At 69.3% G+C, this 25,480-nt stretch carries 23 protein-coding genes, 1 other RNA gene and 1 riboswitch; of the genes, 16 read left to right on the top strand and 8 right to left on the bottom strand.

Annotation, left to right across the window (positions count from 1 at the left end; genetic code table 11):
• Positions 1 to 293: 293 nt before the first annotated feature.
• Positions 294 to 1,568, bottom strand: coding sequence for an urea ABC transporter substrate-binding protein (gene urtA, locus QE444_RS05390; RefSeq protein WP_187981015.1), 1,275 nt, complete (start codon positions 1,566 to 1,568; stop codon positions 294 to 296).
• A 261-nt stretch (positions 1,569 to 1,829) separates the two neighbouring features.
• On the opposite strand from urtA, the gene QE444_RS05395 reads away from it, so the two are divergent.
• The 3 genes from QE444_RS05395 to QE444_RS05405 are packed head-to-tail and all read left to right on the top strand — an operon-like array spanning position 1,830 to position 5,479.
• Entirely contained in the window at positions 1,830 to 2,801 is a 972-nt protein-coding gene (locus QE444_RS05395; protein ID WP_273862791.1) for an NAD(P)-dependent oxidoreductase, read from the top strand.
• 2 nt (positions 2,802 to 2,803) lie between these two features.
• The gene (locus QE444_RS05400) at positions 2,804 to 4,321 is read left to right on the top strand and encodes an aldehyde dehydrogenase family protein (protein WP_309737494.1); all 1,518 of its coding nucleotides are present in this window, start codon (positions 2,804 to 2,806) and stop codon (positions 4,319 to 4,321) included.
• Between the two features lie 3 nt (positions 4,322 to 4,324).
• Positions 4,325 to 5,479: a M20 aminoacylase family protein gene (locus QE444_RS05405; protein ID WP_133862299.1), complete on the top strand. Its 1,155-nt coding sequence runs from the start codon at positions 4,325 to 4,327 to the stop codon at positions 5,477 to 5,479.
• 27 nt (positions 5,480 to 5,506) lie between these two features.
• On the opposite strand, the gene QE444_RS05410 is transcribed toward QE444_RS05405, so the two are convergent.
• Together QE444_RS05410 and QE444_RS05415 are read right to left on the bottom strand one after the other, a co-directional pair.
• Entirely contained in the window at positions 5,507 to 6,409 is a 903-nt protein-coding gene (locus QE444_RS05410) for a LysR family transcriptional regulator (RefSeq protein WP_187981017.1), read from the bottom strand.
• 273 nt (positions 6,410 to 6,682) lie between these two features.
• Positions 6,683 to 6,758: non-coding RNA, sX9 sRNA (locus tag QE444_RS05415), on the bottom strand.
• 125 nt (positions 6,759 to 6,883) lie between these two features.
• On the opposite strand from QE444_RS05415, the gene QE444_RS05420 reads away from it, so the two are divergent.
• The 4 genes from QE444_RS05420 (at position 6,884) to QE444_RS05435 (ending at position 11,852) form a co-directional block, all read left to right on the top strand.
• The gene (locus tag QE444_RS05420) at positions 6,884 to 8,209 is read left to right on the top strand and encodes a DUF3100 domain-containing protein (protein ID WP_309737496.1); all 1,326 of its coding nucleotides are present in this window, start codon (positions 6,884 to 6,886) and stop codon (positions 8,207 to 8,209) included.
• A gap of 238 nt (positions 8,210 to 8,447) precedes the next feature.
• Positions 8,448 to 9,374, top strand: a complete 927-nt coding sequence (gene rbsK, locus QE444_RS05425) for a ribokinase (protein ID WP_309737497.1) — start codon at positions 8,448 to 8,450, stop codon at positions 9,372 to 9,374.
• Positions 9,375 to 9,421: 47 nt separating this feature from the next.
• Complete coding sequence (gene fucP, locus QE444_RS05430) at positions 9,422 to 10,753, top strand: L-fucose:H+ symporter permease (protein ID WP_187981019.1); 1,332 nt, start codon at positions 9,422 to 9,424, stop codon at positions 10,751 to 10,753.
• 13 nt (positions 10,754 to 10,766) lie between these two features.
• Complete coding sequence (locus tag QE444_RS05435; RefSeq protein ID WP_187981020.1) at positions 10,767 to 11,852, top strand: aldose 1-epimerase family protein; 1,086 nt, start codon at positions 10,767 to 10,769, stop codon at positions 11,850 to 11,852.
• Here the strand turns inward: QE444_RS05435 and deoR are convergent.
• Positions 11,845 to 12,609: a DNA-binding transcriptional repressor DeoR gene (gene deoR, locus QE444_RS05440; protein ID WP_017642939.1), complete on the bottom strand. Its 765-nt coding sequence runs from the start codon at positions 12,607 to 12,609 to the stop codon at positions 11,845 to 11,847. The genes QE444_RS05435 and deoR overlap by 8 nt on opposite strands.
• Positions 12,610 to 12,703: 94 nt before the next feature.
• Here deoR and deoC point away from each other — a divergent pair, with 94 nt between their 5' ends.
• Positions 12,704 to 13,381 carry a deoxyribose-phosphate aldolase gene (gene deoC / locus QE444_RS05445; RefSeq protein ID WP_309737498.1) on the top strand — a complete coding sequence of 226 codons (678 nt, stop codon included), beginning with the start codon at positions 12,704 to 12,706 and terminating at the stop codon, positions 13,379 to 13,381.
• Positions 13,382 to 13,481: 100 nt separating this feature from the next.
• On the opposite strand, the gene cobM is transcribed toward deoC, so the two are convergent.
• The 3 genes from cobM to cbiE form a co-directional block, all read right to left on the bottom strand.
• Positions 13,482 to 14,213 (bottom strand): precorrin-4 C(11)-methyltransferase, encoded by a 732-nt coding sequence (gene cobM / locus QE444_RS05450; protein ID WP_309737499.1) that lies wholly within the window; start codon positions 14,211 to 14,213, stop codon positions 13,482 to 13,484.
• The gene (locus QE444_RS05455) at positions 14,210 to 14,932 is read right to left on the bottom strand and encodes a cobalt-precorrin-6A reductase (protein ID WP_309737500.1); all 723 of its coding nucleotides are present in this window, start codon (positions 14,930 to 14,932) and stop codon (positions 14,210 to 14,212) included. The genes cobM and QE444_RS05455 overlap by 4 nt, the downstream gene beginning before the upstream one ends.
• Positions 14,933 to 15,273: 341 nt before the next feature.
• Positions 15,274 to 16,476 carry a precorrin-6y C5,15-methyltransferase (decarboxylating) subunit CbiE gene (gene cbiE, locus QE444_RS05460; RefSeq protein ID WP_309737501.1) on the bottom strand — a complete coding sequence of 401 codons (1,203 nt, stop codon included), beginning with the start codon at positions 16,474 to 16,476 and terminating at the stop codon, positions 15,274 to 15,276.
• A 98-nt stretch (positions 16,477 to 16,574) separates the two neighbouring features.
• Here cbiE and cobG point away from each other — a divergent pair, with 98 nt between their 5' ends.
• The 7 genes from cobG to QE444_RS05495 all read left to right on the top strand — a co-directional run bounded on the left by cobG (position 16,575) and on the right by QE444_RS05495 (position 23,871).
• Positions 16,575 to 17,861 (top strand): precorrin-3B synthase, encoded by a 1,287-nt coding sequence (gene cobG, locus QE444_RS05465; RefSeq protein ID WP_309737502.1) that lies wholly within the window; start codon positions 16,575 to 16,577, stop codon positions 17,859 to 17,861.
• Entirely contained in the window at positions 17,854 to 18,480 is a 627-nt protein-coding gene (locus tag QE444_RS05470; protein ID WP_273808144.1) for a precorrin-8X methylmutase, read from the top strand. The genes cobG and QE444_RS05470 overlap by 8 nt, the downstream gene beginning before the upstream one ends.
• A complete protein-coding gene (locus QE444_RS05475; RefSeq protein WP_133862286.1) occupies positions 18,480 to 19,220 on the top strand; it encodes a precorrin-2 C(20)-methyltransferase in 741 nt (246 codons plus the stop codon). Before QE444_RS05470 ends, QE444_RS05475 begins: the two co-directional genes overlap by 1 nt.
• Positions 19,208 to 20,878: a precorrin-3B C(17)-methyltransferase gene (gene cobJ / locus QE444_RS05480; protein ID WP_309737503.1), complete on the top strand. Its 1,671-nt coding sequence runs from the start codon at positions 19,208 to 19,210 to the stop codon at positions 20,876 to 20,878. The genes QE444_RS05475 and cobJ overlap by 13 nt, the downstream gene beginning before the upstream one ends.
• A 6-nt stretch (positions 20,879 to 20,884) precedes the next feature.
• Positions 20,885 to 21,032: riboswitch (cobalamin riboswitch) on the top strand.
• 30 nt (positions 21,033 to 21,062) lie between these two features.
• Complete coding sequence (locus QE444_RS05485; RefSeq protein WP_309737504.1) at positions 21,063 to 22,079, top strand: ABC transporter substrate-binding protein; 1,017 nt, start codon at positions 21,063 to 21,065, stop codon at positions 22,077 to 22,079.
• Complete coding sequence (locus QE444_RS05490; protein ID WP_133862284.1) at positions 22,076 to 23,110, top strand: iron ABC transporter permease; 1,035 nt, start codon at positions 22,076 to 22,078, stop codon at positions 23,108 to 23,110. The genes QE444_RS05485 and QE444_RS05490 overlap by 4 nt, the downstream gene beginning before the upstream one ends.
• Positions 23,107 to 23,871 carry an ABC transporter ATP-binding protein gene (locus QE444_RS05495; RefSeq protein WP_280311154.1) on the top strand — a complete coding sequence of 255 codons (765 nt, stop codon included), beginning with the start codon at positions 23,107 to 23,109 and terminating at the stop codon, positions 23,869 to 23,871. The genes QE444_RS05490 and QE444_RS05495 overlap by 4 nt, the downstream gene beginning before the upstream one ends.
• Here QE444_RS05495 and QE444_RS05500 read toward each other — a convergent pair.
• On the bottom strand, positions 23,856 to 24,374 hold the full coding sequence (locus QE444_RS05500) for a DUF962 domain-containing protein (RefSeq protein WP_280311153.1): 519 nt from the start codon (positions 24,372 to 24,374) through the stop codon (positions 23,856 to 23,858). The two genes, QE444_RS05495 and QE444_RS05500, sit on opposite strands and share 16 nt — an antisense overlap.
• 143 nt (positions 24,375 to 24,517) lie before the next feature.
• On the opposite strand from QE444_RS05500, the gene QE444_RS05505 reads away from it, so the two are divergent.
• Entirely contained in the window at positions 24,518 to 25,372 is an 855-nt protein-coding gene (locus QE444_RS05505) for an IclR family transcriptional regulator C-terminal domain-containing protein (RefSeq protein WP_133862282.1), read from the top strand.
• Positions 25,373 to 25,480: the final 108 nt, after the last annotated feature.

Consider the following 25,480-nt stretch of genomic DNA (forward strand, 5'->3'; position numbering starts at 1 on the left):
GGGCACCGAGCCGTGTGGCCGGGTGCGCTGGCGGGCCCTTACTCCGGCCCTCTCCCGGGGGAGAGGGGGGGCGGAGCGGTGGTGGTGCGGGTGCTTCCTGTTGGCTACGGAACGCCTTTTGCCCTCACCCCAACCCTCTCCCCGAGGGAGAGGGGGGAAGAGCTATTGGCCTCGGCACGGCTTTCGCCCTCAACCCAACCCTCTCCCCAGGGGAGAGGGGGTAGGAGCGGGGTGCCATCTTTCAGGCTTCGCTCCCCCCTCGGGGGAGAGGGGCCTAGGGTGAGGGCTGGCCGTTACTTGCCGCTCTTCACCGGTTCGTCGGACTTCTTGTCGTTGCCGGGGATATAGGGGCTCCAGGGCTGGGCGCGGACCGGGCCCTCGGTCTGCCAGACGACGTTGAACTGACCGTCGTCCTGGACCTCGCCGATCATCACCGGCTTGTGCAGGTGGTGGTTCTTCTCGTCCATCTTCACGGTGTAGCCGTCCGGTGCGGCGAAGGTCTGGCCGGCCATGGCCTTGCGGACCTTGTCGACGTCGGTGCTGCCGGCCTTTTCCACCGCCTGGGCCCACATGTGGATGCCGACATAGGTGGCTTCCATGGGGTCGTTGGTCACGGCGGTCTGGTAGTTGGGCAGGTTCTTGGCCTTGGCATAGGCCTTCCAGGCCTCGACGAATTTCTTGTTCACCGGGTTATCCAGCGACTCGAAGTAGTTCCAGGCGGCCAGCTGGCCCACCAGCGGCTTGGTGTCGATGCCGCGCAGTTCTTCCTCGCCCACCGAGAAGGCCACCACCGGCACGTCGGTAGCCTTCAGGCCCTGGTTGCCCAGTTCCTTGTAGAAGGGCACGTTGGAGTCGCCGTTGATGGTGGAGACCACCGCGGTCTTGCCGCCGGCGGAGAACTTCTTGATGTTGGCGACGATGGTCTGGTAATCGCTGTGGCCGAAGGGGGTGTAGACCTCTTCGATGTCCTTGTCCTGCACGCCCTTGCTGTGCAGGAAGGATCTGAGAATCTTGTTGGTGGTACGCGGATAGACGTAGTCGGTGCCCAGCAGGAAGAAGCGCTTGGCGCCGCCACCTTCTTCGCTCATCAGGTATTCCACCGCCGGGATGGCCTGCTGGTTCGGCGCCGCGCCGGTGTAGAAGACGTTGGGCGACATCTCTTCGCCTTCGTACTGCACCGGGTAGAACAGCAGGCCGTTGAGTTCTTCATAGACCGGCAGCACCGATTTGCGCGAGACCGAGGTCCAGCAGCCGAAGGTGACCGCGACCTTGTCCTGGGTCACCAGCTGGCGCGCCTTCTCGGCGAACAGCGGCCAGTTGGAGGCCGGGTCCACCACCACGGGTTCCAGCTTCTTGCCCAGTACCCCGCCCTTGGCGTTGATCTCGTCGATGGTCATCAGCGCCATGTCCTTGAGCGAGGTCTCGGAGATGGCCATGGTGCCGGACAGCGAATGCAGGATGCCGACCTTGATGGTGTCCGCGGCGTGGGCGGCACTCCAGGGAAACAGGCCGCTCATGAGCAGGGCGGACGCGGCAAGGGTGGTCTTCAGTAGGGGGCGGCGCTTCATGCGAAAGGCTCCTGAGCGAACGTGCGCTGTTGTTGGGCTGGACTGCGGGCCAGCCAGGGCGCCTTTTCAGGAACTGTGCCAGGCGTCGGCAAGGCGCATGGGGACTGGCGCCTTGCCGCCAGCCGCGGCTACGCGACCGGTTGTCCTGCACCAGCCTGGGGCCGAGCAGTGCCCTCGAATCGCGCCTTTGCACGATGCTGGTGCTCCCGCCTGACGTTGCCTTTTGCGCAACATGAAAGTCCGAATGCCGTATTGGTGGTGATGCCTGGGGCCTCCCATACTCGATCACAAGAGGTCGGCCACCGGGTCGGTCACCGCCAATTCGAAGCAGAGGAACAAGGCATGGGCAGGCAGGTCGGGGTCATCGGACTCGGCAACATGGGCGGCAACATGGCGATCACCCTGGCGCGCAAGGGCGTTGTCGTCACCGGGCTGGATCCCTCCAGCGCCGCCTGCGAGCGGGTCGCTGCCCAGGGCGTGGCCATCGCCGGTGATCTGGCGGCCCTGGCCGCCAGCAGCGACGTCATCGTGCTGTCGCTGCCCAAGGCCGAGCACGTCGAGGCCGTGTGCCTGGGCGAGGCGGGCCTGGTCAGCCGCGTGCGGCCGGGCACCGTGGTGGTCGACACCACCACCTCCACCCCGGAGACCAGCCGCCGGGTAGCGGCGGCCTTTGCCGAGGTCGGTGCCGATTTCCTCGATGCCCCGGTCTCCGGCGGCCCCGCCGGTGCCGCGGCCGGCACCATGACCATGGTCATCGGCGGCAGCGAGGCGGCCCTGGCCAAGGCGCTGCCGGCGCTGGAAGCCATGAGCGCGACCCGGGTGCACATCGGTGCCGTGGGCGCCGGCAACATCGCCAAGATCGCCAACAACCTGCTCGCCGCGGCGCACCTGATCACCACCGCCGAGGCGGTGACCATGGCTGCCCGTGCCGGCGTCGCCCCGGAGAAGCTGCTCGAAGGCATCAATGCCGGTTCCGGGCGCAGCGCCGCCAGCCAGGGCATGTTCCCTACCTGGGTGCTGAACAAGGCCTATGACTCCGGCTTCACCATGGGCCTGATGCGCAAGGACGTGGGCCTGGCCCAGCAGCTCATCGCCGAACTCGGCCTCGACCTGCCGCTGGCCGCGGCCACCGCACAGGCCTGGAAGGCCAGCGCCGAGACCCTGGCCGATGGCGAGGATTTCTGCGCCATCGCGCGACGCACCAGCGAAGACCTGTTCGGCAAGGGGGAATGATCATGATGAACGCCAAGACACTGGAATTGCTCAAGCCCTTCTGGGGCGACCGCCAGCAGGTCGCAAGCTTTGTGGACGGCGCCTTCGTCGATGGCAGCGGCGAGCGGATCACCGTGCGCAACGCCCATGACGACAGCCCGGCCTACAGCTACCCCGATGCCGACCTGGCCGTGGTCGAGCGCGCCGATACCGCCGCCCGCCGGGCGCGCGAGGAATGGCGCGCCCTGACCGCCCAGGCGCGCGGGCGCATCATCTACCGCGTCGGCGCGCTGATCCGCGAGGAGGCCGAGGCCCTGGCGCAGCTGGAATCGCTGACCGCCAACAAGCCGATCCGCGATGCCCGCGTCGAGGTGCTCAAGGTCGCCGAGATGTTCGAGTACTACGCCGGCTGGGCCGACAAGCTGCATGGCGAAGTCATCCCGGTGCCCACCAGCCACCTCAACTACGTGACCTACGAACCCCTGGGTACGGTGCTGCAGATCACCCCCTGGAATGCGCCGATCTTCACCGGCGGCTGGCAGATCGCCCCGGCCATCACCGCCGGCAACGCGGTGATCCTCAAGCCTTCCGAGCTGACTCCGGTGACCTCGCTGCTGCTGGGCGTGCTGGTGGAACGCGCCGGTGCGCCAAAGGGCCTGGTCAACGTGCTCGCCGGCCAGGGCCATACCGTTGGCCAGCAGGTGATCGCCCACGCCGACATCCGCAAGGTGGTCTTTGTCGGCTCGCCGGCCACCGGCCGGCACATCGCCGCCGCCGCGGCCCAGCGCTGCATCCCGGTGGTGCTGGAGCTGGGTGGCAAGTCGGCTAACATCGTCTTCGAAGACGCCGACCTGGACCTCGCCGTACGCGGCGCCCAGGCGGCGATCTTTTCCGGCGCCGGCCAGAGTTGCGTCTCGGGTTCGCGGCTGCTGGTGCAGGAATCCATCTACGAGCGCTTCATCCAGGCGGTGGCCCGCGCCGCCAGCCAGTTCAAGGTGGGAGATCCGAGCGATCCCGAGACCCAGATCGGCCCGATCCACAACGCCAAGCAATTCGCCCATGTGCGCAACATGGTGGAAGGCGCCCTGGGTGAAGGCGCGCGGCATGTCGCCAATGGCGTCGAGCCGCTGCCCGCCGGAACCGGCTACTACGTCAATCCCACGGTGCTGGCCGGTCACAACGGCCTGAGTTGCGCCCAGGAAGAGATCTTCGGGCCAGTGGTGGTGGCTATCCCGTTCAAGGACGAGGCCGACGCCATCCGTATCGCCAACGACAGCCGCTTCGGCCTGGCCGGGGCGGTCTGGACCCGCGACGTCGGTCGCGCCCACCGGGTGGCCCGGGGCGTGCGCGCCGGTACCTTCTGGGTCAACGGCTACAAGACCATCCACGTCAGCTCGCCCTTCGGCGGCTACGGCGAGAGCGGCTACGGTCGCTCCTCCGGCCTCGACGCCCTGCGCGAATACAGCGAAGTGAAGAGCGTCTGGGTGGAAACCACCGCGGTGCCCGCCGCTGGCTTCGGCTACGGCGCCAGCCTGGAGTAACAGATGACCATCCATCAAGCCTTGTTGGACGACGCCCGCAGCTGGCGTCGCGATTTCCACGCCCATCCGGAACTGGGTTTCGCCGAGCACCGCACCGCGGCGCGGGTGGCCGAGTTGCTGGAGGGCTTCGGCCTGGAGGTCCATCGTGGCCTCGGTGGGACCGGCGTGGTCGGGGTGCTGCGTCACGGCGAGGGCCCCAGCCTGGGTCTGCGCGCCGACATGGACGCCCTGCCGATGCAGGAGGTGGGGGATGTCCCCCACCGTTCCACCGCCGCCGGGCGCATGCATGCCTGCGGTCATGACGGCCACACCGCCATCCTGCTGGCCACCGCCCGCCACCTGAGCGAAAACCGCGATTTCCGCGGCACCCTCTATTTCGTCTTCCAGCCCGCCGAAGAGAATCTTGGCGGCGCCCAGAAGATGATCGAGGACGGCCTGTTCGAACGCTTTCCCATGGACGCCCTCTACGGCCTGCACAACTGGCCGGGATTGCCAGCCGGGCAGGTGGTGGTCAATCCGGGCGCCATGATGGCTTCGCTGGACACCTTCGCCATCACCCTGACCGGCAAGGGCTGCCATGCAGCCATGCCCGAGCGCGGGCGTGATCCCATCGTCGCCGCGGCGGACCTGATCCTGCAGCTGCAGACCATCGTCGCCCGGCGGATCTCGCCGCTGGCCGCCGCGGTGGTCAGCGTGACCATGCTGGAGGCAGGGGAGGCCATCAACGTCATCCCCGAGGTGGCGCGGCTCAGGGGCACGGTGCGCTGCCTGGATGGCGCGGTACGTGCCGAGGTGGAGCGGCTGATCGGCGAGATCGTCGCCCAGGCGCCGCTGGCCCAGGGGGTGCGCGGCGAGCTGGAATTCACCCGCGGCTATCCGGTGACCCAGAACCATCCCGAGCAGGCGGCGCGAGTACGTCAGGCGGCGGTGACCGCCTTTGGCGCCGAGCGGGTCAGCGATGGCGTACCGCCGTCCATGGCCTCCGAGGACTTCGCCTTCATGCTGGCGGCGCGCCCGGGGGCCTATCTCTGGCTGGGCGTCGACGGCGCCCAGCCCTCGGCACCGCTGCACAACCCGGCCTATGACTTCAACGACGCCATCATCGAGCCGGCCGTACGGCTGTGGGCCGAGCTGGTGCGCCAGGAGTTGCCGGTCTAAGTCTCTTGCAGCGAGCGCCGCCGACGCTCAGCGAAAGGCGGTCATCTGCTGCACCATGGCCGTGCGCAACTCGTCCGCGGCGCGACTGAGCTTGCGCCCCAGGCGGGTGACCAGTTCGACGTGGGCGCGGGCGAAACCCGGATCGGCCAGGGGCAGGGCGCGCAAGGCGCCGCTGTCCAGTTCCTGGGTGGCGGCGAACAGCGGCAGCAGGGTCACGCCGCCCTGCTGGGCGTAGTGCTTGAGCAGGGCGAAGGTGTTGCAGGTCAGGGTTGGCGCCAGGCGCTGGCCGGCGGCCTGCTCCACGGCGTCGAGCATCTGGCGGATGCCGTAGGAGATATCCGGCAGCGCCAGGCGATGCTCGCCCAGCGCTGCCAAGGTCACGGGGCCCTGTGTCGCGGCCAGCGGATGCTCGGGCGCCACCATGGCATACAGCGGCTGCTCGCGGCTGCCATGTACGCGCAGGTGCGGATCGCGCGGCGGATTGAACACCAGCCCCAGTTGCGCCTCGTCTTCCATTACCTGGCGAATCACCTCGTTGGTGCCCACCACATTGACCCTGACCTCGATCTCCGGATGCCGCGCGGAAAAGTCGCCCAGGCTGCGCGAGAGGTCGCCGATGAAGCCCTCGCCGATGGCCAGCACCACGCGGCCGGTGCGCAGGCCCTGGAGATCGGAGATAGCGTCTCTCAGGCCGTCGAGCTGGGTCTGGCGCTGGCGGAAATAGTCCAGCACCAGACGTCCGGCCTCGGTTGGGGTGATGCCACGGCGGTGGCGCTCGATGAGGTCGACACCCAGCTCCGCCTCGACCTGGGCGATCTGCCGGCTGACCGCGGAAGGGGCGATATCCAGGGCGTCAGCCGCGGCGCGCACGCTGCCCAGGCGCACCGCCTCGACGAAATAATGCAAGCGTTGTTCGTGAATTCCACGCATCCGTGTGTTCTCTTAAAGGCAACGGAAAAGGCCATTTCCAGTATTGGAGAGAGAACAGGCCGCTGTCCATACTCGGGCCAAGACCACGGCCGCCCCGGCCTGGCCAAGGCCCGCGACGCAGAGCTCCGGAACGGCGAGAAGTCCCAGGCGAGACCCTGTCCGCGTCGGGCTTCCTCCCTTCGGCACGCCAGGCGTGCGACCTCGACCAGGCCTCCAGAACGACCGGGTCCTGCTCCCTAGCGGAGCCCTTTTCTGCCCAGCGGGCCTAAGAGCGGCTAACAAAACGTAGCGAGCGGTTGTCAGGCGGGTGCGCGCGGCGCGCAGGAACCGGAGTGTACGAGCGGTACATGAGGATTCCGAGCACTGCACGCACGTGTCTGGCGGACGCGCAGTAGTTTTGTTGGTCGCTCTGAGTCGCTCGCGACTGCCAACCAGACCAACAACCGAGCCCGCGAGCGGGCCGCAGGGGGAAGAATGAGCGCCAATCCGACGCTGGCCGTGGGCCAGGACCGAGCCGTCAGCAATACCGTCAGACTCTACATCTGGGCAGCACTGGTGCTGCTGATCGCCGAGCTGATCGGCTCCCTCACCATACCGCTGGGGCCGGGCAAGGTGGTGCTGCTGCCGATGATCTGGGCGCTCTTGCTGGGTGCGGCGGTGGGGCAGGTCGGCAAGCGCATGCCGCTGGGGCTGGGGATCGACCGCGGTGCCCAGGTGCGCTCGGCGGCCATCCTGCAATACGCCTTGCTGGTGTTCATCGCCAAGCTCGGCCTGGTGGTGGGTGGCTCGCTGCCCACGGTGATCGCCGCCGGCTGGGCACTGGCCTTCCAAGAGCTGGGGCATTTCGTCGGCACCATCCTGCTCGGCCTGCCGGTGGCCCTGCTGCTGGGCATCAAGCGCGAGGCCATCGGTGCCACCTTCTCGGTGGGGCGTGAACCGAGCCTGGCGATCATCAGCGAACGCTATGGCATGGACTCCCCGGAAGGTCGCGGCGTGCTCGCCGAGTACCTGACCGGCACCCTGTTCGGCGCGGTGTTCATGGCCATCGTGGCCGGTTTCATCGCCAGCCTGAACATCTTCCACCCCTATTCCCTGGCCATGGGCGCCGGCCTGGGCTCGGGCAGCATCATGGCCGCCGCGGCCGGTGCCATCGCCGCCCAGCAGACCGCCGAGGTGGCCAAGGAGGTCATGGCCCTGGCCGCCGCTGCCAACCTCATCACCCTGACCCTGGGCACCTATTTCACCCTGTTCATCTCCCTGCCGCTGGCTGTCTGGGGCTACCGTGTGATGGAGCCGCGCATCGGCCGTACCACCAAGGCTTCCTTCCAGCAGAGTTCGGTGGATGCCGCCGTGGTGGACGAACCCGTGGAACTGGGCTGGTCGGCACGCTTCAGCGCCTGGCTGGCCTCGGGTGCCCTGGCGCTGCTGGCGACCCTGGTGATGAGCAAGACCCTGCCACCGGCTGCTTTCCTGGGCGTCGCGCTGATGATCCTGGCGGCCTTCGTCGGTGAACTGCTCTGCCAACTGTTTCGCCGCAAGGTGCCGGCGGTGTGCTGGGTATCGCTGGTGGCCATGTTCCTGACCTCGCCCTGGTGCCCGCTGGCGCCGCAGATCACCGCCGCCCACAACGCGGTCGGCATCATGGCGCTGATCACCCCCATGCTGGCCTTCGCCGGCCTGTCCATCGCCAAGGACATCCCGGCCTTCCGTCGCCTCGGCTGGCGCATCGTGGTGGTTTCGCTGATCGCCAGCTTCGGCACCTTCATCGGCGCGGCCTTCATCGCCGAAGTGTTTCACTGATCCTCGCGCGCACCGGGTCCCCGGTGCGCCGCTTCCCGCTGCCGTATCGCTCAGCCGCTTGATCTCTGCGCTTCCCGCATTTCGTGTCGCAGCTCCCAGCCTTGAGTCCTGGCGGCCCGGTGTCGTCCGTGGGCGATCACCGGCGCTTGAGCTGCGCCCCGAGTTGCAGTATCTATGATGGAAAATTAACAAAAACCGTTAATTTAATAACATCAAGAAAAACGGAGGCGCGCTCGGCATGGGCAAAATCGCGGTCATCGGCAGCAACATGGTCGATCTCATCACCTACATCGAGCGACTGCCCGTGCAGGGCGAGACGCTGGAGGCGCCGGACTTCGCCCTCGGCTGTGGCGGCAAGGGCGCCAACCAGGCGGTCGCCGCGGCCAAGCTGGGCAGCGAGGTGCTGATGGTGACCAAGGTCGGCGACGACCTCTTCGCCGACAACACCCTGGCCAACTTCCGCCGCTTCGGTATCGACACCCGTCACGTGATCCGCGCGCCGGGTCGCTCCAGCGGGGTGGCGCCGATCTTCGTCCAGCCCGACTCGCACAACAGCATCCTCATCGTGAAGGGCGCCAACGCCGCCCTCGGCCCGGCCGACATCCAGGCCGCGGAAGCCGATCTGCGCGATTGCGCGCTGATCGTGCTGCAGCTGGAAATCGCCCTGGAGACGGTCTACGCGGCCATCGACTGCGGCCAGCGCCTGGGCATCCCCGTGCTGCTCAATCCGGCCCCCGCGGTGGCCGACCTGAGCGCCGCGCACCTCGCCCGGCTGGATTACTTCGTCCCCAACGAGACCGAACTGGCCCTGGTCAGCGGTCTGCCCGTGCAGGATCGCGAGAGCGCCTTCGCCGCCGCGCGGGTGCTGGCCGGTCGCGGCATCCGCCACGTGGTGGTCACCCTGGGCGCCTCGGGCGCGCTGTACGTGGGCGAGGAGGGCGAATTCAGCCTTCCCGGCCAGCCGGTGGCGGCCATCGACACCACCGGCGCCGGCGATGCCTTCATCGGCTGCTTCGCCCATGGTCGCGTCCAGGGCCTCGGCCTGCGGGACGCCATGCAGCGGGCCGTGGCCTATTCGGCACTGTCGGTGACCGGGCGCGGCACCCAGACCTCCTATCCCGAGGCCGCGGTCTTCGAAGACTACCTCGCGTCCCTGGATCTCTGACGCAAGGTCGGCAATCCCTCACCCTGGCACCCCTACGGAGAACAACAATGAGCCAGTCATCCCTGCGGCCCAGCGCCGACGGCTACTACCTGAACCGCACGCCGTGGTTCGCCTTCATCCTGCTGTGCTGCATCTTCGCGCTCTGGGCCGCCGCGGCGAGCATGAACGACGTGCTCATCGCCCACTTCAAGAAGGCCTTCCTGCTCAGTGACTTCCAGACCGCCTTCGTCCAGTCGGCCTTCTACCTCGGCTATTTCTTCCTGGCCCTGCCGGCCGCGCTGATGGTGCGGCGCTTCAGCTACAAGACGACCATCCTCTTCGGCCTGTTCCTCTACATGGTCGGCTGCCTACTGTTCTTTCCGGCCGCCTCCATGGCCAAGTACGGCATGTTCCTGCTGGCGCTGTTCGTGATCGCCGCCGGGCTGTCCTTCCTGGAGACCGCCTGCAACACCTATTCGACCCTGCTCGGGCCGCGCGAGACCGGCACCCGCCGGCTGAACATCTCCCAGACCTTCCACCCCTTCGGCGCCATGACCGGCGTCTACGTGGGCAGCTTCGTGATGTTCAAGGACGGCGACGCCAGCCAGGCGCAGCTGCTGCAGATGAATCCCGCTGAGGCCGCCGCCCAGCAGCTGCAGATGATCCAGGCCACCCTGACGCCCTACCAGTGGATGATCGGCGTGCTGGTGCTGATCTTCGTGCTGATCGCCTGCACCCGCTATCCGGCCTGCAAGGGCAACGATGCCGTGCGCAGCGAAAGCGACGGTATCGCCGCCAGCCTCGGGCGGCTGCGGCGCAATCCGCGCTTCGTCTTTGGCGTGCTGGCGCAGTTCCTCTATGTCGGCGCCCAGGTCGGCGTCTGGAGCTTCACCATCCGCCTGGCCATGCAGCTCGGCGGCATGAACGAGCGCAGCGCCTCCTGGTTCCTGCTCACCACCTTCGCCGCTTATTTCGTCGGCAAGCTGATCGCCAACCTGCTGATGCGTCGCTGGCATCCGGCCAAGGTGCTGGGCGTCTACGGGGTGCTGTGCATCGCCCTGCTGGCCTACACCATCCTGGTGCCCAACATCACCGCGGTGTACGCCGCCGTGGGCGTGAGCATCTTCCTCGGCCCCTGCTGGCCGACCATCTATGGCCTGACCGTCGACGGCATCGGCCGCGACACCGAATTCGGCGGCTCGCTGCTGGTGATGAGCATCGTCGGCGGCGGGGTGATCCCGATCTTCCAGGGCCTGCTGTCGGACTACACCGGCGGCAACATGCAGCTGGCCTATTCGGTGCCGCTGCTGTGCTTCACGGTGATCGTCGCCTACGCCCTCTATTGCCTGCGTCATCCGGCCAGCGAGCGGCTGCCGGTGGGCGCCGCCCAGACCGCCTGAGGAGGGCACCGCCATGTCCGTACGCCTGCCCCTGCAGCCTGAGCAATTCACCGCGTGCGAGCGTACCCTGCTCGCCAGCGACGCCTTCCAGGTGCGCGCCTGGACCTATCCCTCCGGGGTGCGCGCCCTGGCGCTGGAGAATCGCCGTGGCCGGCTGATCGTACTGCCCTACCAGGGGCAGATGGTCTGGGACGCCAGCTTCGACGGCTGCCGCCTGACCATGCCCGGATTGTTCGACCAGCCGCGGCCAACCCGGCGGATCATCGAGACCTATGGCTGCTTCATGTTCCACGCCGGGGTGCTGCGCAACGGCTGCCCGGCGCCGGAGGACAGCCACGAGCTGCACGGCGAACTGCCCTGCGCGCCGCTGGACGAGGCCTGGCTGGAGCTGGGCCGGGACGCTGAGGGTGACTTCCTGCGCCTGGGCGGTCGCCATGACTACGCCATGGGCTTTGGCGATCGCTATCGCGCCCAGCCCAGGGTGACCCTGAGACCGGACAGCGCCGTGTTCGAGCTGGGCCTGGAAGTGGAAAACCAGGCCGGCCAGCCCATGGACCTGATGTACATGGCGCACATGAACTACGCCTACGTACCTGGCGGCCGCTTCCATGAGCCGCTCGGCGTGGCCCGCACCCGGGTGCGTACCAGCGTGCCGGCCCATGTGCGGCCGACCGCCGACTGGCAGGCCTTCATCGCCGAGCTGGCCGAAGATTCGGAGCGGCTGCGGGTGCTGGATGCGCCCGCGCGCTACCAGCCGGAAATCGTCAGCTTCATCGATGCCCCGGGCACCGACGCGGCGGGGGAAGCGCACTTCCTGCTGGAGCATCCGGACGGCGCCGCCTTCTACACGGCCTATCGCCCGGCGGCCTTGCCCCATGCCACGCGCTGGGTGCTGCACAACCCCGATCAGCAGGTGGCGGCCTTCGTGCTGCCGGCGACCTGTGAGCCGGAGGGCTATCTGGCCGAGACCGCCAAGGGCCAGGTGCAACAGCTGCAGCCGGGTGAACGGCGCGCCTTCAGCGTGCGTACCGGCTATCTCGCCGCCGCCGAGCGCGAGGCGCTGTTGGCGCGCCTGGCCGACCCGGCGCGGATCAGGTAAGCAGTTGCGCGCCGTTCGCCTCGATCCGCTCGCGATAGCTGCGCGGAATGCGCCCGTCGCTGACCACCAAGTCGAAGTCGTCGAGCGCCGCGAAATGCGCGGCGCGCACCACGTCGAACTTGGTATGGTCGACCAGCAGCAGCCGCTGCTGGGCCTGGCGCAGGACCTTCTGCTTGACCTCGACCTCGTTGAAGTTGAAGCAGGTGACGCCGAAGTCCTCGCTCACCCCGGCCGCCGAGACGAAGGCGTGGGTGAGGCGCACGCCATCGAGCACCCCGGTCTCCAGGCGACTCTCGAAGATCTGATTCTTGCGCTGGAAGGTCCCGCCGCACACCACCAGGGTGCAGTTGACCTTCTGCTGCAGCTTGAGCAGCACATTGAGCGAATGGCAGACGGCGGTGAATTCCAGGTCATCGGGAATGAAATCCACCACGAAGGGCGTGGTGGTCCCGCAATCGAGGAAGACGGTATCGCCGGCGCGGATCTGCGCCGCGGCCAGCCGACCGATGCGGCGCTTTTCCTCGACCTGGCGCAGGTCCTGTTCCACCACCTGATAGCCGGGCGCCTCGCTGCCGCCGACATCGCGGGTGACGTGACCGCCGAGCAGCCGCAGGCCGTCCGGCGGGAGCCGCAGGTCGCGTCTGAGGGTCATTTCCGAGACACCCAGCAGCTGGGCCATCTCGCGCAGGTGAATGGCGTGCTGATCCTGCAGCGCCTGGTGCATCAGCTTGAGCCGAGCGGCTTTCTTGCTATCCATGAGGGGTGCGCTACGGGAGTCCGACTAGAGGTGCAGGCCGCACCAACCAAGAATTCTGATCCGATCATACGCTACCCGTGCCTGAGGAGGCCCCATGCAGCTTGAACCCGGCGAACTCGCCAAGACCATCGACCACACCCTGCTCGCCGCCGATGCCCGCCGCGCCCAGATCGAGCGCCTGTGCCAGGAGGCGCGTACCCATGGCTTCTACTCGGTGTGCGTGAATTCCGCCCAGGTCCCCCACGCCGCGGCGCAACTGGCCGGCAGTGCGGTCAAGGTCTGCGCGGTGGTGGGCTTTCCGCTCGGCGCCGGGCTGAGCGCGGCCAAGGCCTTCGAAGCCGAGCAGGCCATCGCCGCCGGGGCGGGGGAGATCGACATGGTGCTCAACATCGGCTGGCTCAAGGATGGCCTGCTGGACGAGGTCTCCGCCGACATCGCCGCGGTCCAGGCCGCCTGCGGTGCGGTACCGCTCAAGGTGATCCTGGAGACCGGTCTGCTCGACGAAACCCAGAAGCGCCAGGCCTGCCGGATCTGTCGCGACCTCGAGGTCGCCTTCGTCAAGACCTCGACCGGTTTCGGCCACGGCGGCGCGACCCTGGAGGATGTGCGGCTGATGCGCGAGGAGGTGGGCCCGGAGATGGGCGTCAAGGCCTCCGGTGGCGTGCGCGATCGCGTCACCGCCCAGGCCATGCTGGACGCCGGCGCGACCCGCCTGGGGACCAGTTCCGGCGTGGCCATCGTCAGCGGCGGCGAGGGTGGGGCGGGGTATTAGAGCAGGACGCCTGTAGGTTGAATTGAGCGCAGCGAAGCCCAACGATGCCGCCTGGTGTTGGGCTTCGGCGGAGGAGCCGCCTCAGCCCAACCTACGCGTGCTACCCCGGTCCTTGCCGATACAGCTTGGAATCCTGGAAATCTCCCGGTGCCAGCACCTCGCCGACCAGGATCAGGGCAGTGCGGCGGAAATCCTTGTCCCGCGCCCGTTCGACGATGTCGGCCAGGGTGCCCTGGACGCTGTCCTGGTCCGGCCAGCTGGCGCGGTGGACGATGGCCACCGGGCAGGCAGGGCCATAGTGCGGCAGGAGGTCGGCGACGATGCGTTCCAGCTGGCCGACGCCGAGGTGGATGGCCAGGGTCGCGCGGTGGCGGGCCAGGTCGGCCAGCGCCTCGCCTTCCGGCATGGCCGTGCGACTGGCATAGCGGGTGAGGATCACCGTCTGGCTGACCCCGGGCAGGGTCAGTTCGCAACCCAGCAGGGCGGCGCAGGCGGCGGTGGCGGTCACGCCGGGAACGATCTCGTAGGGAATGCACAGCGCCTGCAGGCGGCGGATCTGTTCGCCGATGGCGCCATACAGCGAGGGATCGCCGGAATGCACCCGGGCCACGTCCTGGCCGCGGGCATGGGCGGCGGCCAGGTGGCCGACGATGGCCTCCAGGTCCAGGTAAGCGGTGTCGATCACCGTCTCGGCCTGGTGGCCTTCCAGCACCGCGGGCGGCACCAGGGAGCCGGCATAGAGGATCACCGGGCACTGGCGGATCAGCCGCTGACCCTTGACGGTGATGAGGTCGGGATCGCCGGGGCCGGCGCCGATGAAATGGACGGTCATGGGATTTTCTCGGCGAGGGCGGTGAGCAGGTCGGTGACACTGGCGAATTCGCGATCGACGCTAGGCAGGGCTGGGCGACGCAGGATCAGTACCGGCAGGCCCCGCTCGCGGGCGACCTGCAGCTTGGGTTGGGTAGCGGCGCTACCACTGTTCTTGCTGATCAGCACATCGAAGTCACCCTGGGCGAAGAGCGCGCGCTCGGCCTCCAGGGCGAAGGGGCCGCGGTCGGCGATGATCCGCGCCCGGACGTGACCGGGATGGGTATCGAGCAGGCGCAGGGTCCAGAACTGGTGGGGCGGGATCTCCTGGAGATGCTCCAGCGGCTCGCGACCCAGGGTGAAGAAGGGGCGGGCGAAGGGTGCCAGGGCTCGCTGCAGCTCGGCCCAGTCGGCCACCTCGCGCCAGTCGTCGTCTGGTCCGGCCTGCCAGCCGGGTCGGCGCAGCGCCCAGCAGGGGAGGCCAGCGTCAGCAACGGCCCGCGCGGCGTTGTGGCTGATCTGTGCGGCGTAGGGGTGGGTAGCGTCCATCAGCAGGTCGATGCCTTCACTGCGGAGAAAGGCGCTCAGCCCCTCGGCGCCACCATAGCCGCCGACTCGCACCTGGCAGGGCAGGTCCTGAGGCACCCGGCCGAGACCGGCTAGGCTGTAGATCGCCTTCGCCGGCAGTGTGCGGGCGATGGCCAGGGCTTCGGTGGTGCCGCCGAGCAGGAGGATCTTCATGGGCGGTCTTCCGTCAGAGTGGCGGAGGCTTCGTCATGCATGGCGTGCCCTCACCCCCGGCCCCTCTCCCGGGGGGAGAGGGGAGCAAAGCCAGTGCCTGGGATCGAGCGGCGGAATAGGCGTATTGGTCTCGTAGGCGGCTTTCCCGCCGGTCATTGCAGCGTGCTCAGCAAGCGTCGTGGGCGTCAGCCCGGACACCAGATTTCCAGGCCACCACCCAGCGACCCCCTCTCCCCCGCGGGGAGAGGGTTGGGGTGAGCGGGCCAGGCGCCGCTCACAGTCTTCAGGGATGAAGGAGGCACACCCAATCATCCTCTCTACTTGTGCCGAGCGACGGCCACTCACGGCTTCACCACGTCCAGCAAGGTGATAGGCAGCGCCGCGCGCCAGGTGTCGAAGGCGCCCAGTGGCTGGGCCTGGGCCACCTGCAGGCGGGTCAGGTCGCCGCCGTGGCGTTCGCGAAAGGCCACCAGGGCGGCTTCGGTCTGCAGGGTCACGGCGTTGGCGACCAGGCGACCGCCGGGGCGCAGCGCGGTCCAGCAAGCGTCCAGCACGCCCGGCGCGGTAAGCCCACCACCGATGAAGATGGCGTCCGGGGTGGCCAGACCGGCCAGCGCCTCGGGCGCCTGGCCGGCGACCAGTTGCAGCGCCGGGGCGCCGAGCTGGTCACGGTTGTGGAGGATATGGGCCTGGCGACCGGCGTCGACCTCGATGGCCAGCACCCGGCAGCGGGGATGGCTGCGCGCCCATTCGATGCCGATGGAGCCGCAGCCGGCGCCCACGTCCCACAGCAGTTCGCCCGGGCGCGGCGCCAGGCGCGCCAGGGTCACGGCGCGCACGTCTCGCTTGGTCAGCTGGCCGTCGTGGCGATAGGCGCTGTCCGGCAGACCGGGGGTGAGCGGCAGTCCCGCTTCGCCGGTCTCGCTCAGGACCTCGATGGCCACTAGGTTGAGCGCGGCTGCTTCCGCCAGCGACCAGTCCTGGGCGCGGCCGCTGATCCGTCGCTCCAGAGGACCGCCCAGGTGCTCCAACACCTGCAGCTGGCTGGCGCCAAAGCCCTGGTCCACCAGCAGCGCGGCCAGGGCGGCAGGGCTGTGGCCGTCATTGCTCAATACCAGCAGGCGTGCGCCAGGATGCAGGTGGCGCACCACCCCGGCCAGGGGCCGCGCCACCACCGACATCAACGCCACCTCCTGCAACGGCCAGCCCAGACGAGCCGCGGCCAGGGAGTAGGAGGAGGGCGCCGGCAGCACCTGCAGTTCGTCGGCCGACAGCTGGCGCGAAAGGCTCGCGCCGACGCCGAACAGCATGGGATCGCCGCTGGCCAGCACGCAGATCGGGGTGCCGCGGCGGTCCAGGACCGGGGCCAGGGTGAATGGTTGCGGCCAGGGCTCGCGGATGGCGCGAAGGCAGGGTGGCAGCAGCGCCAGCTGGCGTGGACCACCAATGATGACCTGGGCGTCCAGCAGCGCGCGGCGGGCCTGCTTGCCGAGGCCGGGGTAGCCGTCTTCGCCGATACCCACCACGGTCAGCCAGGGGATCATGAACACACCTCATCGAACGTCAGCCGACCGGGCGTTTTCAAGGGGTCGGGCAAAGCGGGCATAATAACGTCTTTCCCCGTTCAGCCCGACCTTCCGCCGTGAATCCTCCCTCTCCTTCCGCCCTCGTCCCGCGGCCTTCGGCCTGTCCGGGGCTGCTGCGCATCGTGCCCGCGCGCGATGGCGGCCTGTGCCGGGTGAAGTTGCCGGGCGGGCGACTCACGGCAGGCCAGGCGCGGGCCATCGCCGCCGCCAGCGAGCGCTGGGCGAACGGGGTACTGGAGCTGACCAACAGAGCCAACCTGCAATTGCGCGGCGTGCGTCCGGACGGCGCCGACGCCCTGGTGGCCGAGTTGCAGGCCGCCGGCCTTGGTCCGGCCGATCCGGCCGCCGACGACGTGCGCAATCTGCTGCTCAGCCCGGCGGCAGGCCGTGATCCTCAGCAGTTGCAGGATGTCCGTCCCCTGGCCGCCGAGTTGCTCGCCCTGCTGGAGGGTGACCGCCGACTGCATGGCCTGTCGCCCAAGTTCGCCCTGCAACTGGACGGCGGCGAAGCCCTGGCGCGGCTCGATCATCCCCATGATGTCTGGCTGTCGGCTCGCCCCGAAGGCTACCTGCTCGGTCTCGCCGGTATCCCGCTGGATGCGCCGGTTGGATTGATCGCCCCGGGCCAGGAGGTGGCGACCGTCGCGCGGCTGCTGCATCGCTTTCTCGATCTCGCCGGTCCCGAGCAGGGCCGCCTGCGCCAGCTGCTGGCGCAGTGCCCGGTCGCAGAGTTGCTGGCGGGGTTGGACCTGCTGCCGGTTCCACGCAGCCCACGCGCGGCGGCCGCAACCGCGCTGCGCCTGGGCAGCCATCCCCAGCTTCAGCCGGGTCGCTGCTGGGTCGGCGCCCAGCCCGCCCTGGGCCGACTGCCGGCAACCAGCCTGGCTGCCGTCGCCGACCTGGCCGAGCACCTTGGCGAGGGCGCGCTGCACCTGACCCCCTGGCAGGGCCTGCTGCTGCCCGATGTGCCGGTCGACAGGGCCTCCGAGCTGCTCGGCGCTCTGGCCACCCTGGAGCTGACCACCGATCCCGCCGCGCCCCTGGCCCGGCTGATCGCCTGCACCGGCAGCCAGGGCTGCGCCAAGGGCCAGGCCGACACCAAGGGCGATGCCCTGCGCCTGGCCGAGCGGCTGCCGGCGGACGTGGAGGTGCATCTCTCCGGTTGCCCGCGCAGTTGCGCCCTGGCCGGCCAGGCACCCCATACCCTCTTGGCGGTGGCTCCCGGCCGCTATGACCTCTTCGTGCGCGACGCCACCCAGCCCGGTCCGGGCCGGCGGCGCGCCACCCATCTATCCCTCGACGAGGCCGCCGCCTGGCTGGCCCGGAGTCCCAGTGATGCTTGAATACGAACGCGACGGCCAGGCGATCTATCGCCAATCCTTCGCCACCATCCGCGCCGAAGCCGATCTCTCGGCCATCCCCGCCGACCTGGAAAAGCTCGCCGTGCGGGTGATCCACGCCTGCGGCATGGTCGACGTGGTCCAGGACCTGGCCTTTTCCCCGGGTGCCGGCGCGGCCGGTCGCGCGGCCCTGGCGGCCGGCGCGCCCATCCTCTGCGATGCGCGCATGGTCGCCGAGGGCGTCACCCGCACCCGCTTGCCGGCCAACAATCAGGTGATCTGCACCCTGCACGACGAAGGCATTCGCGAACTGGCCGTGGCCCAGGGCAACACCCGTTCAGCGGTGGCCCTGGAGCGCTGGCGGCCGCACCTGGCTGGCAGCGTGGTGGTGATCGGCAACGCCCCCACGGCGCTGTTCTATCTGCTGGAAATGCTTGATGCCGGCGCGCCCAAGCCGGCGCTGATCCTCGGCATGCCGGTGGGCTTCGTCGGCGCCAGGGAGTCCAAGGACGCCCTGGCCGCCGACAGCCGCGGCGTGCCCTATGTCATCGTCCGCGGCCGGCGGGGCGGCAGCGCCATGGCCGCCGCCGCGGTCAACGCCCTGGCCACGGAGGTGGAGTGATGGCGGGCCGCCTGCTCGGCCTGGGCGTCGGCCCCGGCGATCCGGAACTCATCACCGTGAAGGCCCTGCGCCTCCTGCAGGGCGCGCCGGTGGTGGCCTATTTCGTCGCCAAGGCCAAGGCCAACGCGGGCCAGGGCGGCAATGCCTATGGCGTCATCGAGGGCTATCTGCTGGATGGCCAGCAGCGCCTGCCGCTGGTCTATCCGGTGACCACCGAGAAGCTGGCGCCGCCGCTGTCCTACGAGACGGTGATCGCCGACTTCTACGACACCGCCGCCGCCCAGGTGGCCGACCATCTCGACGCCGGTCGCGACGTGGCGGTGATCTGCGAGGGCGATCCCTTCTTCTACGGTTCCTACATGTACCTGCACGACCGCCTGGCCGAGCGCTACGAGGCCCAGGTGGTGCCGGGGGTCTGCTCCATGCTCGGCGGCGTGGCCATGCTCGGCCTGCCGCTGGTCTATCGCAACCAGACCCTCACGGTGCTCTCCGGGGTGCTTTCCGCCGAGGAACTCAAGGCGCGTCTCGCCAGCGCCGACGCGGCCGTGGTGATGAAGCTCGGACGCAACTTCGAGAAGGTGCGCCAGGTGCTGCGCGACCTGGGTCTGGACCAGCGCGCCCGCTACATCGAGCGCGCCACCATGGACAACCAGCGCATCGTCGCGCTGGATGCCGTCGAGCCCATGGCTTCGCCGTATTTCTCGCTGGTGGTGGTGCCGGGGGTGAAATGGAAGGGTTGAGCCCGGCCATCGTCATCCTCGGCCCCGGTGCCCTGGCCACCGCCCGCCGCCTGCAGGCTGGCCTGCCGGGTAGCCTGGTGCACGGCCTGGCCGGGCGGGTCGAGGGCGATGTCAGCTACAGCGCCTTCGGCGACCACCTGCGCGACCTCTATCGCCAGCAGCGCCCGCTGCTGGTGCTCTGCGCCGCCGGCATCGTCATCCGCAGCCTGGCGTCCTTGCTGGATGACAAGACCGCCGAGCCACCAGTGCTGGCGGTGGCCGAGGACGGCAGCGCCGTGGTGCCGCTGCTGGGCGGCCTGGCCGGTGCCAATCGCCTGGCTCGCCAGTTGGGTACCTTGCTGGACGTGGCCCCGGCCATCACCACCAGCGGTGAACTGAGATTCGGCACCTGCCTGCTCGATCCGCCGGCCGGCTATGCCCTGGCCGATGTCGACGTGGCCAAGCACCGGGTCGCCGATCTGCTGGCCGGCGCCCCGGTACGCATCGAGGGCGAGGCGCCCTGGCTAGATGAGGTGCCCCTGGCCCGCGATCCCGAGGCGCGGCAACGCATCCTGGTCTCGCCCCTGACCAGCGCCGACAACCATACCCTGCTGATCCACCCCCGCGCCGTGCTGGTGGCGGTACGCGCCGATGCCACCGCCGCCGCCATTACCGCGCTGCTCGCCAGCACCGGCTATGCCACCGGGGCCGTGGCGGTGCTGCTGGCTCAGGCGGCCGACATGGCCGCGCCCGGCCTGGCCGAGCTGAGCCAGACGCTGGAGGTGCCGCTGAGATTCGTCGACGCCCGTACCCCGGAATTCGCCCAGGCGGCCGTGGCACGGGCCCAGGCCCAGGGCCTCGCCCTGCACCTGCATGACCGGCCGCTGGACGCCGATGACCTCGGCCAGCGCCGTGGCCGCCTCAGTGTGGTGGGCCTAGGCCCCGGCGCGGCCGAACTCATGGCACCGGTGGTGCGCCGCGCCCTGGACCAGGCCGAGGACGTGCTCGGCTACGCCACCTACGTGCAGATGGCCGGTCCCCTGCGCCCGGACCAGCTGGCCCATGCCAGCGACAATCGCGAAGAACTGCAGCGCGCCCGCCATGCCTTCGAACTGGCCGCTAGCGGGCGCCAGGTGGTGATGGTGTCGTCCGGCGATCCGGGCGTCTTCGCCATGGCCGCCGCGGTGCTGGAGGTGCTGGAGGGCGCCGCCGACCCGCGCTGGGCGGCGGTGGAGCTGGAGATCCTGCCAGGCATCACCGCGGCCATGGCCAGCGCCGCCCTGGCCGGGGCGCCGCTGGGTCACGACTTCTGCCTGATCTCCCTGTCCGACAACCTCAAGTCCTGGACGGTGATCGAGCAGCGCCTGCGCCAGGCCGCCGCGGCGGACCTGGCCATGGCCTTCTACAATCCCATCTCCAAGGCCCGACCGCATCAGCTGGACCGGGCGCTGGACGTCCTGCGCAGCTGCCGCTCGGCAAACACCCCGGTGATCCTCGGTCGCGACGTCGGCCGTCCCGGTGGCGGTCTCGAATACACCAGCCTCGGCGCCCTGCGCAGCGAGATGGTGGATTCGCGCACCCTGGTGATCCTCGGCTCCAGCCATACCCGGCGCTTTCCGCGGGCCGACGGCGGCGAATGGGTCTATACCCCGCGCTGGTACGATACGGAATTGTTATAAAGTAACATTTAGTGCTTGAATCCTGGTCGCCGCTGGCTCACCCTCGGCGACCTTTCCGTTCCCTGGCGGGAAGCCGGTGCAACTCCGGCGCGGTCGCGCCACTGTGAGCTTCGCGAGAAGTGAGCCAGACCTTGCCAGGGGACATCCATCATCCACCAGGGACGCGTCATCCCAAGGAGAGTCCATGTTTCGCCATCTTCTGCCGCTGCTCGCCGCCGGCCTGCTGTCCGTAGCCTCCCTTACCGCCCAGGCGGCCACCCCCTATCCGCTGACCATCCACAACTGCGGCCGCGACCTGGTCTTCGAGCGCGCGCCTCAACGCCTGGTCAGTCTGGGCCAGGCCAGTACCGAGTTGCTCTTGCGCCTGGGCGTGGGCGCGCGGCTGGTGGGCACCGGCGTCTGGTTCGGCGGCTTGCCCGCGGACCTGCAGGCGGCGGGCAAGGGCATTCCGCGGCTGGCTGACAACGCCCCCAGCTTCGAAGCCGTGGTCGGCACCCGGCCGGATCTGGTGGCGGCCCAGTACACCTATCACGTCGGACCCGGCGGCGAGGTGGCGGACTTCCCCCGCTTTGCCACGCTGGGCATTGCTGCCTATGTGGCGCCCAGCGATTGCGAGGGCAAGGCGGTGACCGCCGACTCCAACAGCGACGGCAGCCGCAGCGCGCCCTTCGACATGAATCTGGTGACCCGCGAGGCTCAGGAACTGGCGGCCATCCTCGATGTGCAGCCGGCCGGCAAGCAGCTGGTCGCCGAGCTGGACCGCCGTATCGCCGCCGCTGGCGAGCAGGCCAAGGCGGCCGGGGTCCGGGGGCGTTCGGTGCTGTTCTGGTTTTCCAGTCCGCGGCTGGAAGGGGATCCCTGGGTTGCTGGCAACCTCGGCGCGCCGGCCTGGATCGCCCGCGCCCTGGGCCTGCGCAACGTGGTCGACAGCGCCGAGGAATGGCCGGCGGTGAGCTGGGAGCGCATCGCCAGTCTGGACCCCGACTATATCGTCGTGGCGCGCATGGACCGCCGTCTCTATCCCGCCGATGACGTGGACAAGAAGCTGGCCTTCCTGCGCAGCGATCCCCTGACCCGCGAATTGCGCGCGGTGCGCGAGAACCACCTGCTGGTGGTGGACGCCCCGACCCTCAATCCCTCGCTGCGGGTGGTGGACAGCGTCGAGACCCTGGCCGCCGACCTGGCCAAGCCGCAACCATGAGTCTGCCCCTGGCGGCCGAGGGGGCCCGGCCCTGGCGCTGGCTGCTGGGCCTGGCCGCGGTGCTGGCGCTGGCGGCGAGCGTGGTGCTGGCGGCGTCCTTCGGCGAGATGCCCATCGCGCCCCTGACCAGTCTGCAGGCCATCGCCAACGGCCTCGGCCTGGGGCCCTACCCGGTGGAACGCATCGTCCAGGGCATCGTCTGGGAATACCGTCTCAGTCGCGCCCTGGTGGCCGCCTGCTGCGGCGCCGGCCTGGCGGTCTCCGGCGCCATCCTCCAGGCGCTGCTGCGCAACGCCCTGGCCGAACCCTATGTGCTGGGGCTGTCGGCCGGCGCCTCCACCGGCGCGGTGCTGGTGATGCTGCTGGGGGTCGGTGGCGGCATGCTCGGCGTGTCCCTCGGCGCCTTTCTCGGCGCGGTGCTGGCCTTTACCGTGGTGCTGCCCTTTCTCGGCAGTGGCGGCAGCACCCGCATCATCCTCGCCGGGGTGGCCGCGTCCCAGCTGTTCAATGCCCTGACCGCCTATATCGTCGCCACCGCGGCCAATGCCGAGCAGGCACGTAGCGTGATGTTCTGGCTGCTCGGCAGCCTGGCCGGGGTGCGCTGGCCGGACGTCTGGCTGGCCGCCGGGGTGGTGCTCGCTGGCTTGCTGGTGTGCCTGGCCTGCGCCCGGGCGCTGGATGCCTTCGCCTTTGGCGAAGACGCCGCCGCCAGCCTCGGCGTGGCGGTGGGGCCGCTGCGCCTGCTGCTGCTGGCGGTCACCGGCCTGATCACCGCCTGCCTGGTCAGCCTGGTGGGTGCGGTGGGCTTCGTCGGCCTGGTGATCCCCCATGTGGCACGCTTCCTGGTCGGTCCGGGGCATGGCCGGCTGTTGCCCACCTGCGCCCTGATCGGCGCGCTGTTCATGGTGCTGGCCGACATCGTCGCCCGCACCCTGGTGGCCAAGCAGACTCTGCCCATCGGCGTGGTCACCGCCCTGGTCGGCGCGCCGGCCTTCGCCTTCATCCTCTACCGCGCGCGGGAGGTCCGATGAGCCTCGCCGCGCGGAACGTGGCCTGGAGCGCCGGCGGCCAGCCGATCCTCGCCGGGGTGACCCTCGCGGTGCCGCCCGGCGGGGTGCTCGGACTGCTCGGCCCCAATGGCTCGGGCAAGTCCAGCCTGCTGCGGCTGCTGGCCGGGCTGCGGCGGCCAGAGGAGGGCAGGGTCAGTCTCGACGCGACACCGCTGGCCGAGCTGCGCCGGCGCGACCTGGCACGGCGGGTCGCCCTGGTGGAGCAGCAGGCCGGTACCGAGGCCGATCTGTCGGTGGCCGAGGTGGTGCGCCTGGGGCGCACGCCCCATCGCGGCCTGCTCGATGCCTGGAGCGCGCGCGACGCCGAGATCTGTCAGCGCGCCCTGGCCCAGGTCGGCCTGGTCGACAAGGCGGCACGGCGCTGGCACAGCCTCTCCGGTGGCGAGCGCCAGCGCGCCCAGATCGCCCGCGCCCTGGCCCAGGAGCCCAGCGAACTGCTGCTGGACGAACCCACCAATCACCTCGACATCCAGCACCAGCTGGAGATCCTCGACCTGGTCCGCCGCCTGCCGGCCACCTGCGTGCTGGCGATCCACGATCTCAATCTGGCCGCGCTGTTCTGCGATCGCCTGGCGGTGCTGCGCGACGGTCGCCTGGTCGCCGAAGGCGCTCCGGCCGCGGTGCTGACGGCCGCGCTGATCCAGCAGGTCTGGGGGGTGAAGGCGCAGGTGACGCTGGACGGCCCCGACGGTCGGCCGACGATCCGCTATCGGCTGGGCTGACGGCGCCGCACCGGGCCGGCCCGCTCTTCGATCGCCTGCCTGAGCTGCGGGCGCCCCCCCAGCCAGAAGACCGCTTCGGTGGCGATGAACAGCGGGCCGATGGCCAGGCCGGCCAGGTCGTCGAGAAAGGCCGGCTTGCGCCCCTCGTAGTGGTGACCAACGAACTGGATGGCCCAGCCGACCAGGAACAGACCCAGCCCCCAGCCCAGCCAGACGCCCGTGGTCCGGGCCGCCAGCGCGGCACCCAGCCAGAGGGCAAGACCAAGCAGCACGCCCATCAGCAGCCCCAGCGGCCGATCCAGGCGCAGGTAGAAGACCGCCACCGCCCCGGCCACCGGTACCGCCGGCGACAGCGGCCAGCCGGCCAGGCTGAAAACCGGTCGCGACAGCAGGATGGCCACCGCCAGCACGATCAGCAGGATGCCGGGAAAGTGGCTGGCGATGTTGCGCGGATCGCGGTGGTAGCTCGCGTACTGGCTGAGATGATCTTCCAGGGTCTTCATCGGCAGGCATCCAGGCGGCTGGGCGGGAAGCCTCAGCATGCACCGGGAAGCTCCGGCGCGTCAGCGGGCACCAGGAGAAATGCGATTGCGATAATCGCCCCCTCGCTCGATAATCGATCAAAAGCCTGCCGAGGACCGGTCCGATGGACGATAACCGCACCGCTCACGCTACGGGCCTGCCGCCACTGGCCGCGCCGCCCATCATTGCCTCGCCGGCCAAGCGCATCGAAGCCTTCACCGGCGACCCGAACTTCATGACCTCCCTGGCCCGCGGCCTGGCGGTCATCCACGCCTTCCAGGAGCGCAAGCGCCAGCTGACCATCGCCCAGATCAGCCATCGCACCGAGATCCCCCGCGCCGCGGTACGCCGCTGCCTGCATACCCTGATGAAGCTGGGCTACGTCACCACCGACGGCCGCACCTATTCGCTGCTGCCCAAGGTGCTGACCCTGGGGCACGCCTATCTGTCGTCGACGCCGCTGGCGGTCACCGCCCAACCGGTGCTTGATCGCCTCAGCGAGCAACTGCACGAAGCCTGCTCCATGGCCACCCTGGAAGGCGACGAGATCCTCTATATCGCCCGCTCGGCGACGCCGCAGCGACTGATCTCGGTGGACCTCAGCGTCGGCAGCCGGCTGCCGGCCTATTGCACCTCCATGGGCCGCATCCTGCTCGCCGCCCTGGACGATGCCGCCCTGCACGACTACCTGGAGCACGCCGACCTGCAGGCCAAGACCAGCCGCACCCTCTATCAGCCGCCGGCGCTCATCGCGTGCCTGGGCCAGGTGCGCCAGCAGGGCTACGTCATCGTCGACCAAGAGCTGGAGGTGGGGCTGAGATCCCTGGCGGTGCCCCTGAGAGACGCCGCCGGCCAGGTGCTGGCGTCGCTCAACGTCGGCACCCACGCCAGTCGGGTCAGTCGCCAGGAACTGGAGACGCGCTTCCTGCCGGTGCTGCTGGCGGCCAGCCAGGAATTGAGCACCCGGCTGTTTCACTAGCGAATCCGGTCGATTATCGGCCATATCGCCGATAATCGAATTGTCAGCTGTTCGGGGTTGGGCTTAACGTCGGCGCAGTGGCGCACTACGCCGATAACAACAACACGA

Origin of the sequence: Pseudomonas sp. SORGH_AS_0199, assembly GCF_031453735.1 — a bacterium.
Lineage (GTDB): Bacteria > Pseudomonadota > Gammaproteobacteria > Pseudomonadales > Pseudomonadaceae > Chryseomonas > Chryseomonas aestiva.

Bases quoted from the DNA above. Each gene is read 5' to 3' on its own strand.
- QE444_RS05395 (WP_273862791.1), top strand. From the start codon at position 1,830: ATGCCTGGGGCCTCCCATACTCGATCACAAGAGGTCGGCCACCGGGTC.
- QE444_RS05420 (WP_309737496.1), top strand. From the start codon at position 6,884: ATGAGCGCCAATCCGACGCTGGCCGTGGGCCAGGACCGAGCCGTCAGC.
- urtA (WP_187981015.1), bottom strand. From the start codon at position 1,568: ATGAAGCGCCGCCCCCTACTGAAGACCACCCTTGCCGCGTCCGCCCTG.
- QE444_RS05475 (WP_133862286.1), top strand. From the start codon at position 18,480: ATGGCGGGCCGCCTGCTCGGCCTGGGCGTCGGCCCCGGCGATCCGGAA.
- QE444_RS05485 (WP_309737504.1), top strand. From the start codon at position 21,063: ATGTTTCGCCATCTTCTGCCGCTGCTCGCCGCCGGCCTGCTGTCCGTA.
- deoC (WP_309737498.1), top strand. From the start codon at position 12,704: ATGCAGCTTGAACCCGGCGAACTCGCCAAGACCATCGACCACACCCTG.
- QE444_RS05500 (WP_280311153.1), bottom strand. From the start codon at position 24,374: ATGAAGACCCTGGAAGATCATCTCAGCCAGTACGCGAGCTACCACCGC.
- QE444_RS05400 (WP_309737494.1), top strand. From the start codon at position 2,804: ATGATGAACGCCAAGACACTGGAATTGCTCAAGCCCTTCTGGGGCGAC.
- QE444_RS05455 (WP_309737500.1), bottom strand. From the start codon at position 14,932: ATGAAGATCCTCCTGCTCGGCGGCACCACCGAAGCCCTGGCCATCGCC.
- QE444_RS05505 (WP_133862282.1), top strand. From the start codon at position 24,518: ATGGACGATAACCGCACCGCTCACGCTACGGGCCTGCCGCCACTGGCC.
- cbiE (WP_309737501.1), bottom strand. From the start codon at position 16,476: ATGATCCCCTGGCTGACCGTGGTGGGTATCGGCGAAGACGGCTACCCC.
- deoR (WP_017642939.1), bottom strand. From the start codon at position 12,609: ATGGATAGCAAGAAAGCCGCTCGGCTCAAGCTGATGCACCAGGCGCTG.
- QE444_RS05405 (WP_133862299.1), top strand. From the start codon at position 4,325: ATGACCATCCATCAAGCCTTGTTGGACGACGCCCGCAGCTGGCGTCGC.
- fucP (WP_187981019.1), top strand. From the start codon at position 9,422: ATGAGCCAGTCATCCCTGCGGCCCAGCGCCGACGGCTACTACCTGAAC.
- cobM (WP_309737499.1), bottom strand. From the start codon at position 14,213: ATGACCGTCCATTTCATCGGCGCCGGCCCCGGCGATCCCGACCTCATC.
- QE444_RS05470 (WP_273808144.1), top strand. From the start codon at position 17,854: ATGCTTGAATACGAACGCGACGGCCAGGCGATCTATCGCCAATCCTTC.
- cobJ (WP_309737503.1), top strand. From the start codon at position 19,208: ATGGAAGGGTTGAGCCCGGCCATCGTCATCCTCGGCCCCGGTGCCCTG.
- QE444_RS05435 (WP_187981020.1), top strand. From the start codon at position 10,767: ATGTCCGTACGCCTGCCCCTGCAGCCTGAGCAATTCACCGCGTGCGAG.
- QE444_RS05490 (WP_133862284.1), top strand. From the start codon at position 22,076: ATGAGTCTGCCCCTGGCGGCCGAGGGGGCCCGGCCCTGGCGCTGGCTG.
- QE444_RS05495 (WP_280311154.1), top strand. From the start codon at position 23,107: ATGAGCCTCGCCGCGCGGAACGTGGCCTGGAGCGCCGGCGGCCAGCCG.
- rbsK (WP_309737497.1), top strand. From the start codon at position 8,448: ATGGGCAAAATCGCGGTCATCGGCAGCAACATGGTCGATCTCATCACC.
- QE444_RS05410 (WP_187981017.1), bottom strand. From the start codon at position 6,409: ATGCGTGGAATTCACGAACAACGCTTGCATTATTTCGTCGAGGCGGTG.